This window comes from Streptomyces sp. NPDC055962 (assembly GCF_042270185.1).
GTDB lineage: Bacteria > Actinomycetota > Actinomycetes > Streptomycetales > Streptomycetaceae > Streptomyces.
In genome coordinates this window covers 42,251-57,519 of the sequence record NZ_JBHJYN010000005.1, presented here as the reverse complement: position 1 = coordinate 57,519, position 15,269 = coordinate 42,251, and the positions used below count along the sequence as shown (strand labels likewise).

Sequence of the window (15,269 nt, the reverse complement as noted above, 5' to 3'; positions counted from 1 at the left end):
GGTGCGGGTCCGGCGGGCGGGAGGCGGCTGCTCCTCGGTCGGGGGGCCATGGCTCAGAGGACCTTGGAGAGGAAGGCGCGGGTGCGTTCCTGGGCCGGGCGGTCGAGTACGTCGCAGGGCGTGCCCTGCTCGACGATCCGTCCCTCGTCCATGAGAACGACGGTGTCGGCGACCTCGCGGGCGAAGCCGATCTCGTGCGTGACGACGATCATCGTGGTGCCCCTGCGGGCGAGGTCCCTGATGACGTCGAGGACCTCGCCGACGAGTTCGGGGTCGAGCGCGGAGGTGGGCTCGTCGAAGAGGAGCAGCCTCGGCTCCATGGCGAGGGCTCGGGCGATCGCGACGCGCTGCTGCTGGCCGCCGGAGAGCCGCTCGGGGTAGGCGCCGGCCTTGTCGGCCAGTCCGACCCTGGCCAGGAGCTTCTCCGCTGCCGCGACCGCGGCCTCGCGTGGGCGGCCGAGCGCCGCGATCGGGGCCTCGATGACGTTCTCGAGGACGGTGAGGTGCGGGAAGAGGTTGAAGCGCTGGAAGACGAAGCCTATGCGGGTGCGCTGACGCAGGACCTCGCGCTCGCGCAGCTCGTACAGCTTGTCTCCGGACCTGCGGTAGCCGACGAGGGTGCCGTCGACGCTGATCCAGCCCCGGTCGACCTTCTCCAGGTGGTTGATGGTGCGCAGGAGGGTGGACTTCCCCGACCCCGAGGGGCCCAGGACCACGGTCACCTCACCCGCGCGGACGGACAGGTCGATGCCGCGGAGCACCTCGAGCGGACCGAAGCTCTTGTGGACGGACCGGATCTCGACCATGGGGACGCCGGCGACTTCTTCCGTGGGTGCGCTCATCGCGCGGCCCCCTTGGCGTGGCGGTGTGCGGCGTGGTGCCGGGGGACGGGGAGCGCGGAGGACGGACGCCCTCGCCCCGGGCCCGTACCGGCCCGCGGGTCGACGGGTGGATCGCTGTTCGGCGCCATGGTGTGGGTACCTTCTTCGGCAGGGTGCGGGCGAGGGGGGCCGGGCTCACGCGGTGACGCGGTCCCTACAGGGGAGGTCGCGCAGGAACGCGAGGGCCGTGCGCGCGGTGGCGTCGTTCTGCCGGAAGGCCGGACCGCCGGTGCGCGGCCGGACGAAGGCGCCGCCGGAACGCGCGGTGGTGCAGGGGCCGAGGGCGAAACGGCGCGGGTGCGGGCTGCCGTCGAGGTCCAGGATCCGGCCGTCGGCGGGGTCGACGGAGAGCAGGCCCGTGTCGGTGCCGGCCGCCCCGTCCTCGTACAGCGCGCTCAGCAGCGGGCTGCGGGTCCTGCGCAGCGAGGGGTCGGGCAGCCGGGCCTCGACCAGGGCGCGGGCCTCCGTGTACGCGCCGGGCACGGTGGTGCTGCGGGCGCGGAAGACGCCCCGTTCCTCGTCGGCCTCGACGGTCATGCCGGCGCCGAGGAAGCGTACGACCCCGGCCCGCGAGAGGGCGAGGAGCTGGCGCAGCCGGGGCCCGGGAGGTCCGGAGGCGAGGTGGCTGAAGAAGCCGTGCCACCGCGTCCCGATGTCGCCGGCGCCGGCCAGCTGCCCGTAGACGGAGAGCAGTCCGAGGAAGACGGCGAGGTCGGGGCTGTGCGCGGGGTCGTGGCGTCGTTCGAGGTCGGCGGTGATGTAGGCGCGCAGTCCGTCCTGGAGTGAGGCGTAGGAGGAGTGGCGCACCCCGTCGAGCGGGCGGTCGAGGGCGTCGAGGTCCAGCCGGTCGGCCGGGTCGGGGACGGCCGAGGCGACGAGTGCGGCGAGCTCGGGGCTGCCGGGCTCGGCGACGGCGTACTTCTCCTCGAAGTCGCCGAAGGCCACGGCGGTGCGCTCGGGGTGGGCCGTGAAGAGCCGGTGGTAGTGGGCGTGGCCGAGTTCCTTGGAGATCAGCGGCCAGAGGTCGCGCCGGTAGTCCACGGGACGGGGGCCGTTGAGGATCTCCGCCACCTGGTCCGCTCCGAAGTGGCGTGGCAGAAGCGGCTGTTCGCCCTGCCAGGAGTAGCCGGGCTTGGAGTGGTACGGGACACCGCGCCGGGACCCGACGTACAGGACGGGTTCCTCGCCGGAGGGGATGTAGGCCCCGTCCTCGTACCGCCCGCCGCGCCCCTCGGTGAGCAGCACCATCAGGTCGATGAAGGCGAGGCCGAAGCCGCGTACGAGGACGGCCTCGCCCGCCGGCACGGCGGACAGGTCGGTGTCCGCGGTGAAGTCGGGCGGCAGGTGGACCAGCCCGTGCCGTGCGGCGAAGGCGGCCAGCTCCCGCTGTTCCGCGTCCGGTTCGGTGTCGAGGTGTCCCATCGTGAGGACGACGAGGTCGGCGGCGAGGGGCTCGGCCCGTCCCTCGATCCGGACGCGCTGCCGGCCGTCGCGGGGTCCCGAGACGCGCAGGGCGTGGCCGGTGTGCTCGTGGACGGCGGTGCCGGGCGGGAGCGCGGCGACGGCCTCCTCGTACACCCAGCGCAGGTAGACGCTCTGCAACCGCCGGCTGGAGAAGGACCGGCCGTCGAGGCCGCGGATCTCCTCCAGGACCCCGGGTCCTGCGGCGACGGCGGTCCGTCCTTCACGGACGTCGGCGGCCCAGGTGTCCAGGGCGGGACCGGGGCGCACCGGGCCGTCCAGCTCGACGGTGTCGTCGGTGAACATGGTGACGTCCTCGGCCATGGAGTTCATCCGGAGCAGCGGGGACTGGTCCTGCCGCCAGATCCGGCCGCCTCCCGGCGGGTACGGGTCGACGACGTGGATGTCCAGGGGCCGGTCGCCGTACAGCTCGGCGGCGTTGGCGGCCAGGCGTTCGATGACGCCGGTGCCGCGCGGTCCGCCGCCTATGACGACGATCGTGGGGATGTCGCTCACCGGGCACCCGCCGTGCCGCGTGCGTAGTGGCGTTCGACGTAGTACTGGCCGAGGGACAGCAGCGAGGTGACCACGGCGTACCAGAGGGTGGCGACCAGCAGAAGCGGGATGACCTCGTAGGTGCGGTGGTAGACGAGCTGCACGGAGTACAGCAGGTCCTGCACGGCGATGACGCTGACGATCGAGGTGCCCTTCAACGTGCCGATCAGCATGTTCCCGGCGGGCGGGACGATGGAGCGCATGGCCTGCGGCAGCACGATGCGCCGGAGCCGGCGCCAGGGCCCGAGGCCGAGCGACTGCGCGGCCTCCAGCTGGCCGCGCTCGACGGACAGGATGCCGCCGCGGACCACCTCGGCGGCGTACGCGGCTTCGTGGAGCGTGAGACCGATGACGGCGACCGCGACCGGGCCGAGGAGATCGACCGTGTCGACGCCGAGGATCTGCGGGTAGAGGGCGCCGATGTTGAACCAGAAGAGCAGCTGGACCAGGATCGGTGTGGACCTGAAGAGCCAGACGTAGCCCCAGCTCACCGCCTGGAGGACGGGGTTGCCGGAGAGCCTGAGGACGGCGAGCAGGGTGCCGAGGGCGAAGCCGAGCACCATGACGAGGCCGGTGAGCCAGAGGGTGAGACCGAGGCCGCGCAGGACGGATTCGGTCGTGAGGTACGCGCCGACGACGTCCCATCCGAAGGCGTCGTTGCGGGCGACGGAGAGCAGCGCTCCCCCGAGGAGGAGCAGGACGGCAACCGCCGCCGCCCACCGCCCGGTTCGGCGCAGCGGGACGATGCGAGGGGTCTCGGACCCGTCGGGCCCGCCCGGCAGGCCGGCCGGCGAAGAAGCATGGATTTCTGTCTGCGCGGACATGCGAGGGCTCCGTGGATGCAGAGATCGAACACGGGGCGTGCCTTCGGCGCGGAACATGACGTGGACCGGGCCCCTCAGCGCCGGTCCGCCTCCGAGAAAAGCGCCGCCCCCGTACCGTTGTCAAGCCTGTCCACAGTGTGAGCCGTACGCCCGGGGCCGGTTGACGCGCCATCGGAAGCCTGTTCCACTTGGGCCATGCATGCGCAGCAGTGGCTGGTCACCCGCTCCCACATCGACTTCGGTCGCGTGTGGTCCTCTTCCTGTTGAGCTGACCCCCTGCGTCTCCGGTTCTCCCGCTCGCGCCGTCGCCGGCGCCGGAGCGGATGCCCCTGCGTTCCTTCGCGTACACGACGTGGCTCGGCCCTCCCCTCGCACAGCTGATCTCCCGCCCCGACGCTCCGTGCTGCCCCGGCATCCGAGCGGGGCCGACGAATCCGGAGAGACTCCGTCATGCCTCGAACCAGGCAGACCGCTGCCTTCGCACTGATCACCGTGGCGGCCCTCACCCTCAGCGCCTGCGGGTCGGGCGATCCCGCCACCGCACCGGCCGGTGAGGGAGCCCCGGCCGAGGGGAAGGTCCCGAGGACCGATGTGGTCTCTTCGGTGAAGAAGAACGAGGAGGCGGCCGGGCTGCTGCCCGCGAAGGTGCGCGCCGCGGGCACCCTCTCGCTCGCGGCCGGCGTGGGATCCCCTCCCGGCGCCTTCCACCTGGAGGACGGAAAGACGCTCGCCGGGGCGGACATCGACTTCGCCGACGCGGTGGCCAAGGCGCTCGGGCTGCGACTGGAGCGGAAGGTCGCCGCCTTCGAGGTGATCCTGCCGGCTCTCGGCAGTGGCAAGTACGACCTGGCCACGGGGAACTTCGGGGTGACGGACGAGCGCAGGAGGACGATCGACTTCGTCACCTACATCAACGACGGGCAGGGCTTCGCCGTCCGTGACGACAGCGATCTGAAGAAGGTCACCGACCTCACACAGCTCTGCGGCCTGACCGTCGGCACCGGCGCGGGCACCACCTTCGAGGCGACCCTGGAGGAGAACAAGCACCTGTGCGGCGACGCGGGCAGGAAGCCGTACGAGGTGAAGACGTACGCCGATCCGTCCGCCGTCTGGATCTCGCTCCAGCAGGGCCGCAGCGATGTCGTGATGAACACGATCAACGGACTGCGCTACGGCGTGACCCGGCTGGACGGGCTGCGCTTCCTCAACGAGTTCAAGCGCCTCGACGTCGGCTTCGCCTTCAAGAAGGGCACCCCGCTGGCACCGGCCTTCCAGGCCGCGGTGAACGGCCTCAAGGAGGACGGGACCTACGACCGCATCCTGGAGAAGTGGGGCACCACAGGTTCGGCGATCAGGACGTCGCAGATCTCGCCGCCCGAGCTCACGTGAGTGCGGCGGGCACGTTCTGCTGACGCCCTGTCAGCAGTCACACCCGCAGTCGCAGCCGTCGCAGCCGTCACAGCAGCTGCAGCAGTTGCCGCAGGCGTCGCACCCCTCGCAGCAGTCCCCGCAGTCGCACTTGTGGCAGAGCCCTTCGCGTTCCTGGCCGCTCCAGGGGTCGTGGAAACTGCCGGCACAGCACATCTGGCACGTGCAGGCGAGCCCGGCCCAGACGAGGCAGCCGGCCAGGAGGCCGCGCCGGTTGCGGGGCGGCTCGGGCGGGAGCGGCGGTCCGGACGGGCCGCCGGGTGCCGGCGCGTACGGGTTCCCGGGCGGCGGCCCGAACGATCCCGACGGCGCTGCGCCGTGCCGGTGCGCGCACGCGGCGGGCCCGAAGGCCCGGTCCACGGAGCGCCGCAGCTCGTGCACGAGGAGTACGTGCGCCAGCGTGCCGTCGGTGAACTCCGTGTCCCGCAGCGCCAGGCGCACGCCGTGCAGCGCGTCGTCGCACAGGCGGCGGGCCTCGGCCGGCGGTGTGCCGGTCGCCGTGAGCGGGTTCCAGGCGCCGGACGCGGCGTCGGCCTCGCGGTCCTCCACGGCGTCCAGCAGGTGGGCGAGCCGCCCGAAGAGCCGCCCGGCCTCGGCGAGGGGCTCGGCGTTGTGCGGTCTGCCCGCGAGAACGGCGGTGTGCGCGAAGGCCGCGGCGGTCGCCGTCTCGGTCGGCTCGGTGACCGTCAGCAGCGAGGTGCCGGGCCCGGCGAGGGACTCGACACCGGTCTGCCGGTCCACCGCGTCGACCAGGACCGCGGTGTCGAAGCCGAGCTCCGCCCCGGTACGCGCCCCGGCCCTGTCCCAGCCGGCGGCGACCCGGCGGGCGGCGGCCGCCACCGGACGCCTCTTCAACAGACCGTCGCGGTCCGCCACATGGTCACGCACCTTCGCGGACGCCAGCACGAGCGACACCGCGGCGGCGAGCCTGGCACCCTCACCACGGGCGACCGGCGCCGTACGCATCGAGCGCAGCGGGCAGGGACCGGCGGTGCGCCGCTGTCCGGCGGTGCGCTCGGACTGAGCCTCCGTCAGGACCGAGACGATCAGGCCGTCGTAGTTCGTCACGATCCGGGCGAACTGTCCGTGGTCGGCGCGAAGAGCGAGGCAGAGCCCGCAGAGATGGGCCATCCACTCCGTCCTGAGCCCTTCGGACAGACGATGGGTACAGGGCCTCACAATTCCGAACACGACGTTCCCCCGGGAGTCGTTCACCTGACGAGCCGCGCCCGTGCGTCTGCGCGGCGTGCATCCTATCGAGGGATCCGTTCACCCGTACGCCCCCGAGATCACCCGTACGGACGGGAGGATCATATTTTCGTTCCGCAAGCCCCTTGATGCGGTAGGTACCCTGACGAATCGCCACATGTTCTGCACCAGTACCGTCACGAATCGCCTGCGCGGCGACTATCCCCTTGGCGCTGTATCCGCATCATGGACGACCATAGGGATAGGAAAGAGATGCGGAACACCAACGAACCGCGGTGAGAGGAGGCGTCCATGGGATCGGTGCGCAAGGCAAGTGCCTGGCTGGGCCTCGTGGAGGACAACGACGAGCGGTACTACGACGACGAGTACTCCGAGGATGCTGAGACCGGCACGCATCAGCCGTGGGTGACCGACCCGCGGGTCCAGGTCGCCTCCGAGAAGGCCGAGGACAAGGGCCGCCGGATCGCCACGGTCACCCCGGACAGCTTCCGTGACGCACGCGGCATCGGAGAGCTCTTCCGGGACGGCGTGCCGGTGATCGTCAACCTCACCGCCATGGACCCCACCGACGCCAAGCGCGTCGTGGACTTCGCCGCCGGACTGACCTTCGGGCTGCGGGGCTCCATCGAGCGCGTGGCCACCAGAGTGTTCCTGCTGACCCCCGCCCACACCCAGGTGGTGAACGGCGAAGCCGGCGGCCGGCCGGCCGACGGCTTCTTCAACCAGAGCTGAGCGGGGCGCTCGCCAGGACGTCCTACCGGAAGGCGTCCAGGCCGGTGAGCGCCTTGCCCAGCACCAGCTGGTGCATCTCGACGGTGCCCTCGTAGGTGAGCACCGACTCCAGATTCGTGGCGTGCCGCATCACCGGGTACTCCAGCGAGACCCCGTTGGCGCCCAGGATCGTGCGCGAGGTGCGGCAGATCTCGATCGCCTCCCGCACGTTGTTGAGCTTTCCGAAACTGACCTGCTCCGGCCGGATCCTGCCCGCGTCCATCCGGCGGCCCAGATGGTGGGCGAGCAGGATGCCCTTGTGGAGTTCGAGGGCCATGTCCGCGAGCTTGGCCTGGGTGAGCTGGAATCCACCGATCGGCCTGCCGAACTGCTCGCGGGACTTCGCGTACTCCAGCGCCGACTCGAAGCTCGCCCGTGCGGCACCCATGGCTCCCCAGACGATGCCGTACCGGGCGTGGCTGAGGCAGCTGAGCGGGCCACGCAGCCCGGTGGCGCCGGGCAGGACCGCGTCGGCGGGCAGCCGCACGCCGTCCAGGACCAGCTCACTGGTGACCGAGGCGCGCAGCGACCACTTGTGCCTGATCTCGGGGGCGGAGAAGCCGGGGCTGTCCGTCGGCACGACGAAGCCGCGGATTCCGGAGCCTCCGGCCGCGTCGTCGGTCTGCGCCCAGACGACGGCGACCCCGGCGACCGAACCGTTGGTGATCCACATCTTGCGGCCGCTGAGGACCCAGTCGCCCCCGTCCCGGCGGGCGTACGTCCGCATGCCGGCGGGGTCCGAGCCGTGGTCCGGCTCGGTGAGGCCGAAGCAGCCGATGATCTCGCCGGCCGCCATGCCGGGCAGCCACCGCTGCTTCTGCTCCTCGGAGCCGAAGCGGTGCACGGCGTACATCGCGAGGGAGCCCTGGACGGAGACCAGGGAGCGGATGCCGGAGTCGGCCGCCTCCAGCTCCAGGCAGGCCAGGCCGTACTGGACGGCGCTCGCGCCCGCGCAGCCGTAGCCCTGCAGGGACATACCCAGCGCTCCCAGCGAGCCCAGCTCGCGGGCCAGCTCGCGGATGCCGGGGAGCTCGCCCTTCTCGTACCACTCGGCGATGTGCGGGAGGACCCGGTCGGCGGCCCAGCTCCGCACGGTGTCGCGGATCGCGAGGTCCTCCGGGCCGAGGAGGTCGTCGATGCCGAGAGGGTCACCCGGATCGAACGGAGGGGTCCTCGACGGTTCGGACGGCTTCGCGGACTCGGTGGTGGACATGGGTGCCTCCGGCGGCTCGCACGGTACGGAAACGCGCCACGGTACTAAAACTAGCAGTGGTAGTTACGGCGCCGTGCCGACGTTACGGCTCAGCGCGCGGCCCGTCCAGAGCCGGTGGCCTCGGCGGGCTCGCGCCGGGCGGGGAGAGGGACCCGGTGCCCGGCGGCCTCGGGCGGAGCGGACCGGCGGCGCGAGGAGGATCCGGCCGGATCGGGCCCGGCGGCCTGCTCGGGCACGGCGGCCGGCTGCTCGGGGCAGATCCCCTTGACCGCAGGACAGTCCATGGCCCGCGGGAGCCGCAGCGCGGCCACCGCCCCGAGCAGCAGCAGGCCCGCGCTGACCAGCAGGGTGAGGTGCAGGCCGTCGACGAAGGCGTGCCGGGCCGTGTTCCGCAGCAGCTCGCCCATGGGGCCGCCCAGCCGGCCGGCCACCTGGTACGCCTCGCCCAGGGAGTGCGACGCGGCCGAGCCGGCGGCGGCGGGCACCCCCTCCTCGTGGAGCCGGGAGAGCCCGGGGGCGTAGGCCGCGTTCATGACACTGCCGAGCAGTGCGATGCCCATGCCGGCACCCAGCTGGTAGGAGGTCTCCCCGATCGCCGCGGCACCCCCCGCGCGCTCGGCGGGCACCTCGCTGAGCATCGACTCGTACGCCCCGAACAGGGTGGACTGCAGCCCGAAGCCCAGCAGCACGAACCCGGTGGTGAGCAGCGCGGGCCGGTCGTGCTGGCCCATCAGGGTCAGCAGGAGCACGGACGCCGCCGTGAGCACGAAGCCCCAGGCGACCATCCGGCGCGGACCGATGCGGCTGAGGGTGGAGGAACCGGTGGCGCCGGCCGCCATCGCGGCGAAGGTCAGCGGGAGCAGCCTGAGGCCGGTCTCCAGCGGGCTCAGGTCCAGGACCAGCTGGAGGTACTGGACCGCGATCAGCTCCAGGCCGACCAGGGCCAGCATGGCCAGCACGATGCACCCGACGGCGGTGGTGAAGGCCGGGCGCGAGAACATCGCGATGTCGATCAGCGGGTGCGCGCGGCGCTTCTGCCTGCGCACGAAGAGGGCCAGCAGGCCGGCCCCCACGAGCAGCGGCACGAGGGTGGCGGGGTTCAGCAGCCCCTCTCCCCCGCCGATCCGCTTGATACCGAGGACGACGCCGAGCACTCCGGCCGCGGCCATCAGCGCACCGAGCACGTCCCAGGGGCCGTCGGACGCGCCGCGGGACTCGGGCAGCAGCCAGCGTCCGACCGGCAGTATCAGTGCCATGAGGGGGATGTTGATCAGGAAGACCGAGCCCCACCAGTAGTGCTCGACGAGGAAGCCGCCGATGACCGGCCCGGTCGCGGCGCCGACCGCGGCGACCGCGGTCCAGATACCGACGGCCAGGGCCCGCTCGCGGCGGTCGGGGAAGACCTGGCGGAGTATCGACAGGGTGGCCGGCATGATCATGGCGCCGCCGACACCGAGCAGCGCACGCGCCGCGATCAGCACCCCGGGCGAACCGGCCGTCGCGGCGAGCGCGGAGGCGATCCCGAAGAGCGCGTAGCCGAAGAGCAGGACGCGCCGTCTGCCGATCCGGTCACCGAGCGTGCCGAAGAGGATCAGCAGGGAGGCACAGACCAGTGGATAGGCGTCCACGATCCAGAGCAGGCCGACGGCGCTGGGCCGCAGGTCCTCGGTGACGGCGGGGACGGCGACGTGGAGCACCGTCGCGTCGAGCGCGACGAGCAGCAGACTGAGGCAGAGGACGACCAGGACGACCCAGCGGTTGGCACCGTCGGCTGCTGCGCGCAGCCTGCTCACGGCCGTGGACGTCCCGGTCATGTACGTACCTCCCACAATGAGTCCCTCGCGCTCGGCAGACCTGCTGGGGATCCGGCTCGCGGCGTCCCCCGGGCCCGGCATCGACGGGCGAGTGAGCCGTCAGCGTACGCGAGTTCCAGGTGGTCACGCGTGGTGCAGCTCATACGTTCATCGGCCACCATGTGTGGCGTACACCACTTCACCCCCCGCACGCGGGGTGACGCCCGGACCGCCACGCCGGATCCGCGGCACCCGGCACCCCGCCGGCCGGACCGCCCCCCGAATGGCCCCGCGCTTGCACGGCAAGGTCGCGCCGGGCCCAATTCATCGAGGCTCAAACATTTCTGCGAATAAGGGCACGGGTGAATAGGTGACGGCCCGAAAAAATTCTCCGGCACCCCTCGAATGGATACCGGTCTGAGACAAAGTCCACATCACATCGTCATCACAAAGACGCGAGATCGGCCGGATCACACACTCACTCGCTGTAACGTCCATTGCGTGCGTACCGACATCTTTGCCCGTCTGGACCGGGAGCCGGAACCGCCGAAGATAGAGACCCCGCGGATGAGCCGTCACCGCATCGCTCTCTTCGGCGGGACTTTGGCGTTCTATCTCGCCATCGTCGTCGCCGTGCTGGTCTCGTCCTGGCTGGTGGCCCTCGACTGGAAGGTCATGCTGTTCAGGCCCTACCAGCAGTGGCCCGGACTCCACGCGTTCCTCGACTACTACGTCGTGCTGGGCCAGCGTGGCCCCACGGCCGTGATGGTCGCCTCCTGGCTCGGCTGGCGCTCCTGGCGCCAGCACACGCTGCGGCCGCTGCTCACGCTGGGCACCTCCCTGCTCCTGCTCAACGTGACGGTGGGCGCGGTCAAGCTCGGCCTGGGGCGGCTCGGCCCGCACTACGCCACCCAGATCGGCTCGGCGGAGCTCTTCGCCGGCGGCGATATATTTCCTTCGGGTCACACCGCCAACGCCGTGGTGACCTGGGGGATCCTCGCCTACCTGGCCACCACGCCGCGGGCCAGGCGCTATCTGTCGGCCGTCTCGGCGTTCGTCTCCCTGGGCGTGGGACTCACCACCGTCTACATCGGCACCCACTGGCTCAGCGACGTGCTGCTCGGGTGGGCCGCGGGCCTGCTGATCCTGCTGGCCCTGCCCTGGTTCGAACCGCTGATCACGCGGACCGAGGTCTGGATCCTCTCGGTGCGCGAGCAGTTGCGGACCCGCCGACGGGCCCGGAGGACCGTCCCGGCGGCTCCCTCGGCACCCGAGCCGGTCCTGTTGCCGCAGGCGCTGAGCGCCGGAGCGGTCGTCGAGGGCGCCCAGGAGGCGGCGAGCACGGCGTCCGCGCCGGGTGCGGCCCATCCTCCGGCCTCGTCCGGCCGCGCCCGGGCGCACCAGACCCACCCCGTGCGCGGGGAGCGGACTCAGCCGGCCGGCTCACGCCGTCCTCCGCACGCGGACCGCGCCCCGCGGAGCAGCGCGGGTCCGTCCCGCCCGGTGGCGGGCGGCCCGGTCGCCCCCTGACCGGCCACCCGGCCTGCGGGGACGGCCCGCGTCCCCGGTTCCCGCGCACGACGAAGGCCCCGACCCAGGTCGGGGCCTTCGTCCGTCGCGAGGGCGTCAGCCGACCCAGCAGCGGGTCACCGTCGAGGCGTCGACCTCGAAGTTGATGCGTCCACCACGGAACTCCATGGTGATGACGGTGCCCGGCGGAAGGGCCCGGACCGTGCTCCAGCCACGCGATCTGGCCTGCCGTTCAGCGGTGTCGGCGTCGAGGCCGACATAGGAGTCGGGGATGTCGTCCGGCTGGGCGGGAGAGGTCGGTACAGGTGCCATACCTCTCACCGTAGGCCGCCCCGCGCCGGGGCGGAAGCGCTCGTGGCCCCGGGTGCGGGCAGGCGCTCCCCGCCCCGCCTGTCACGGCTGTGTCACAGGATCACCCCGCGTGTCCGCGTCGGCCCGCTTCACCCGAACGGGCAGTCGGGCGGACGGAACGTAATGGGAGCACCCCCCGCGAAATCTCTTCCCGTACGCGATCGGGAAGGAATTCCGGACAGGCCCCCGGGCGGTCTCCCCTATTACCCGTGACCACGAAAAGGGAAATACGCGGGCACGCAACCTGGAATTCACCCGCGCTTATACCGGTCTTACTTTCCCGGTCCGCCGGCCGACGCCCGCGCGCCGGCGGCCGAAGAGCCCCCGGGCGGCGGGCGGTCCGGAATGAATCGCTCCGGCGCGTGGCGCCCGGACGGCGGGTCCGGGCGCCACGGCTCAGGCCCGTCGTCCGCGGATCACCTGCGCCGCCTTGTCACGCAGCGCGTACGCCCCGTCCAGCACACTGCCCCGGGAGCGGTGGACAGCGCCACGCAGCGCGCTCTGCGTCCCCCTTCCGCCGCCCCGGGCGGCCAGCTCGGTGAAGAGCCTCTCGTGCCGCTCGGCGATGGGGGCCGGATCGAACCGTGCGGCGGAGGCCCTCGCGGCGCGGCCCATCCGGCGCCGCAGGGCATCGTCGTCGATCAGGCCGAGCAGGGCCTTGGCGAAGGCGCCGGTGTCCCCGAGCGGCACCAGCCGGCCGTCGGTGCCGTCGTCGATGATCTCGGCGGGCCCGTGGGGGCAGTCGGTCGCCACGACCGGCACCCCGCAGCGCATGGCCTCAACGATGGTCATGCCGAACGACTCCCGCTCGGAGGTGACGGCGGCGATGGAGCTCCGGGGCCACTCCGCCTCCATCGGGTCGACCGATCCCATGAGGAACACCCGCTCCCTGAGGCCCAGCTCGTCCACGAGTGCCCGCAGGGGCTGCTGCTCGTTCCCGGACGCGTCGCCGGCGCCGTAGATCCGCAGCCGCCACTCCGGGCGCACCGCGGCGATCTCGGCGAAGGCCCGGACCAGCACGTCGTACCGCTTGACCCGGTGCAGCCGGCCCGCCGCCACGATCCACTTGGCGTCGCAGTCGGCGGGCGGGCCGGCCGGCTCGGGCACGCCGTTCGGGATGGCCTCGATCCGTACACCGGGCAGCCGCAGCCTGGCGCGGTAGTCGCGGGCGTCGGCACCGGTCACGGTCGTGACGGCGTCGAGCAGTCTGTAGCGGTGGCTCAGCTCCCGGCGCAGCCGGTGGCCGTGGCTCTCCAGGGTCAGGTGCTCCTGGCCGACACGCACCGGCCCGCGGCGCGCCTGCCTGCTGATGTGGACGTTGAGACCGGGGCGCGTACCGACGACGACGTCGGCCTCCAGCCCGCCCAGATGAGCCGCGATACGCCGGTCGGTGAGCCTGCTGTACTGCCGGTACCGGGTGTCGCCCCGCGGGAACACCGACGCCGGCATCTTGTGCTCGGCCGACTCCCCCTCGTACCCCGGGCCCGACTTCCGCAGGTCGACGAGGTGACTCATCCGCACTCCGTCGGGTGCGCCGAGCTTCGGGTCGTCGCGGTGCCGGAAGACGGAGACGATCTCGACGTCGTGCCGCTCCGCCAAGGTCCTGGCGAGCGTGAAGGTGGTACGGATCGTTCCCCCGATGCCGTACGCGTTGTGGAGCAGGAATGAAATGTGCATCACGTAGTCGTTTCCCCTGGTCGACTGGTCTGCGACGGACCTTACGTGCCGTCAGGTGACGGCACGGCGTTCGCACAGGAGTCGTACAGACCCGTGACGTTCCGAACGGACGCGCGTATCCCGGAGGCCTCGGATCGGAGCGTGTGACTCCGGATCATGTGTGCGATCTTCCGGCTCGACCGGGCTTCCGACTCGGCCGCTGAATCTCCCGATTCCAGCGTGACCCCGGCCCCGGGTCTTCCGTTGTCTCTTCATGAGCCGGGAACCGCCCGGCCCACGCACCGAGTTCGAGGAGCCACCCGTGCCGCGCATGCTCGACGTCAGCGAGGACGTACGCGCCGAGATCGGCGATGCCGAAGCCGAACGGCTGCTCGTCGGCGACAGTGCCCCAGGCAGCTACGACTGCACCTCGTGCCGCACTCCCGGCGACTCCGACCAGGAGCGCACCAGCACGGTGCTCTTCGTGGGCGAGGAGACCGCGGTGCTCGCGTTCGCCCACGCGACCTGCATCCCCTCGCAGGTCGTCCAGGTCGCGGAGGACCAGCTCCAGGGCGCCGTGCGGTCCATCACCGGCAGCGAGCCACAGAATCCGGAGGGCCTCATGCCCGAACAGGCCGTCCTCGGCATCACCAGCGGTCTCGTCCTGATCGAGGACGACCTCCGCCCGGCCCTGGTCGTCGAACCGACGGGGCCGATCGCCCGTCCCGGCACGGACGGCAGCGGCGGGGACCAGTTCCTCCAGCTGCTGCTGGAGCAGGGCTTCCTCCCCACGCCCCACCTCAACCGGCTGCCGGGCGTCCTCCCCGGCTGGTCCGTCCTCCTCGCCATGGGCCAGCTGCACGCCGTGCTGCAGCCGGGTGCGGGCGGAGGCAACCCGGTCGCCTGGTGGCAGGCCCATCAGCCGCTCCAGGTCACCGACGGCTGGCGTGCGGCCGCGAACAAGTCGCAGAGCGTGCTGGTCTTCGCCGCGCCCGCGGGTTCCATCGGCCAGCAGCCGCGCGAGGACCTGCTCCGCGACGCGCTGGACAAGGCCGCGGTCAACGGCCTGCTGGTCGCTGCGACGATGCCGCTGGCCGGGACCTGAGCATGCCCGGGGAACTCTCGCCTCCCCGCCGAACAGCGATTTCTCCGTCCGGCCCGCATCCGACGGGCGGTGAGGTCGTTGGCACCTACGTGCACTCATACGACCCTCCTCGCCATCAGCAGACCCCGATTCCGGCCATGCGCCCGTCGCAGGACCCCTCGGGCGGGAAGTCCCCCACCCCGATCTACGACGCCCTGTACTCCGAGTACAGGCGATCGTTCCGGGCGCTTCCCGGGGACCGCACGGGTGAGGAGAATCTCGGCTTCAGAACCTTCGGCATCGGGATGTTCGGCAGCCGTGCACCGCTGAGCGGCCGTACGGCGGCGAACGCCCAGGGAAGCCACAGTGCCGGCGGTTCCAACCCGGGTTCCTGGCAGCGGGTCGGACGCCACGCCGGCCGCGCCCGGCCGGCGGCGCTGCCGCCCGGGTCGACGGAGTCCTGACGCCACGACGAAGCCCCTGACCATCCGCTCCGCACGGATGGTCAGGGGC

General features: G+C 72.0%; 13 protein-coding genes. 5 read left to right on the top strand and 8 right to left on the bottom strand.

The window, feature by feature from the left end; genetic code table 11:
• Positions 1-53: 53 nt before the first annotated feature.
• The 3 genes from ACFC51_RS16400 to ACFC51_RS16390 all read right to left on the bottom strand — a co-directional run bounded on the left by ACFC51_RS16400 (position 54) and on the right by ACFC51_RS16390 (position 3,721).
• Complete coding sequence (locus ACFC51_RS16400; RefSeq protein WP_376529651.1) at positions 54-806, bottom strand: amino acid ABC transporter ATP-binding protein; 753 nt, start codon at positions 804-806, stop codon at positions 54-56.
• A 210-nt stretch (positions 807-1,016) separates the two neighbouring features.
• A complete protein-coding gene (locus ACFC51_RS16395; protein ID WP_376529286.1) occupies positions 1,017-2,858 on the bottom strand; it encodes an FAD/NAD(P)-binding protein in 1,842 nt (613 codons plus the stop codon).
• Entirely contained in the window at positions 2,855-3,721 is an 867-nt protein-coding gene (locus ACFC51_RS16390) for an amino acid ABC transporter permease (RefSeq protein WP_376373414.1), read from the bottom strand. Before ACFC51_RS16390 ends, ACFC51_RS16395 begins: the two co-directional genes overlap by 4 nt.
• Before the next feature lie 450 nt (positions 3,722-4,171).
• On the opposite strand from ACFC51_RS16390, the gene ACFC51_RS16385 reads away from it, so the two are divergent.
• Complete coding sequence (locus ACFC51_RS16385) at positions 4,172-5,110, top strand: ABC transporter substrate-binding protein (protein WP_376529284.1); 939 nt, start codon at positions 4,172-4,174, stop codon at positions 5,108-5,110.
• A 30-nt stretch (positions 5,111-5,140) separates the two neighbouring features.
• On the opposite strand, the gene ACFC51_RS16380 is transcribed toward ACFC51_RS16385, so the two are convergent.
• Positions 5,141-6,340: a DUF5685 family protein gene (locus ACFC51_RS16380; RefSeq protein WP_376373420.1), complete on the bottom strand. Its 1,200-nt coding sequence runs from the start codon at positions 6,338-6,340 to the stop codon at positions 5,141-5,143.
• Between the two features lie 309 nt (positions 6,341-6,649).
• Between ACFC51_RS16380 and ACFC51_RS16375 the strand changes: the two genes are divergently transcribed.
• The gene (locus ACFC51_RS16375) at positions 6,650-7,090 is read left to right on the top strand and encodes a cell division protein SepF (RefSeq protein WP_376373423.1); all 441 of its coding nucleotides are present in this window, start codon (positions 6,650-6,652) and stop codon (positions 7,088-7,090) included.
• Positions 7,091-7,112: 22 nt separating this feature from the next.
• Here ACFC51_RS16375 and ACFC51_RS16370 read toward each other — a convergent pair whose 3' ends face one another.
• Positions 7,113-8,342, bottom strand: coding sequence for an acyl-CoA dehydrogenase family protein (locus ACFC51_RS16370; protein WP_376529281.1), 1,230 nt, complete (start codon positions 8,340-8,342; stop codon positions 7,113-7,115).
• A gap of 89 nt (positions 8,343-8,431) precedes the next feature.
• Positions 8,432-10,156, bottom strand: coding sequence for an MFS transporter (locus tag ACFC51_RS16365; protein ID WP_376373429.1), 1,725 nt, complete (start codon positions 10,154-10,156; stop codon positions 8,432-8,434).
• Between the two features lie 480 nt (positions 10,157-10,636).
• On the opposite strand from ACFC51_RS16365, the gene ACFC51_RS16360 reads away from it, so the two are divergent.
• Positions 10,637-11,665, top strand: a complete 1,029-nt coding sequence (locus tag ACFC51_RS16360; protein WP_376529279.1) for a phosphatase PAP2 family protein — start codon at positions 10,637-10,639, stop codon at positions 11,663-11,665.
• A 96-nt stretch (positions 11,666-11,761) separates the two neighbouring features.
• Here the strand turns inward: ACFC51_RS16360 and ACFC51_RS16355 are convergent, their stop codons facing one another.
• Together ACFC51_RS16355 and ACFC51_RS16350 are read right to left on the bottom strand one after the other, a co-directional pair.
• Positions 11,762-11,977: an I78 family peptidase inhibitor gene (locus ACFC51_RS16355; RefSeq protein ID WP_376529277.1), complete on the bottom strand. Its 216-nt coding sequence runs from the start codon at positions 11,975-11,977 to the stop codon at positions 11,762-11,764.
• A 435-nt stretch (positions 11,978-12,412) separates the two neighbouring features.
• Positions 12,413-13,693 carry a glycosyltransferase gene (locus ACFC51_RS16350; protein ID WP_376529275.1) on the bottom strand — a complete coding sequence of 427 codons (1,281 nt, stop codon included), beginning with the start codon at positions 13,691-13,693 and terminating at the stop codon, positions 12,413-12,415.
• A 301-nt stretch (positions 13,694-13,994) separates the two neighbouring features.
• Here ACFC51_RS16350 and ACFC51_RS16345 point away from each other — a divergent pair, with 301 nt between their 5' ends.
• A complete protein-coding gene (locus ACFC51_RS16345; RefSeq protein ID WP_329227221.1) occupies positions 13,995-14,777 on the top strand; it encodes a hypothetical protein in 783 nt (260 codons plus the stop codon).
• A 137-nt stretch (positions 14,778-14,914) separates the two neighbouring features.
• Positions 14,915-15,220 carry a hypothetical protein gene (locus ACFC51_RS16340; RefSeq protein WP_376373441.1) on the top strand — a complete coding sequence of 102 codons (306 nt, stop codon included), beginning with the start codon at positions 14,915-14,917 and terminating at the stop codon, positions 15,218-15,220.
• Positions 15,221-15,269: the final 49 nt, after the last annotated feature.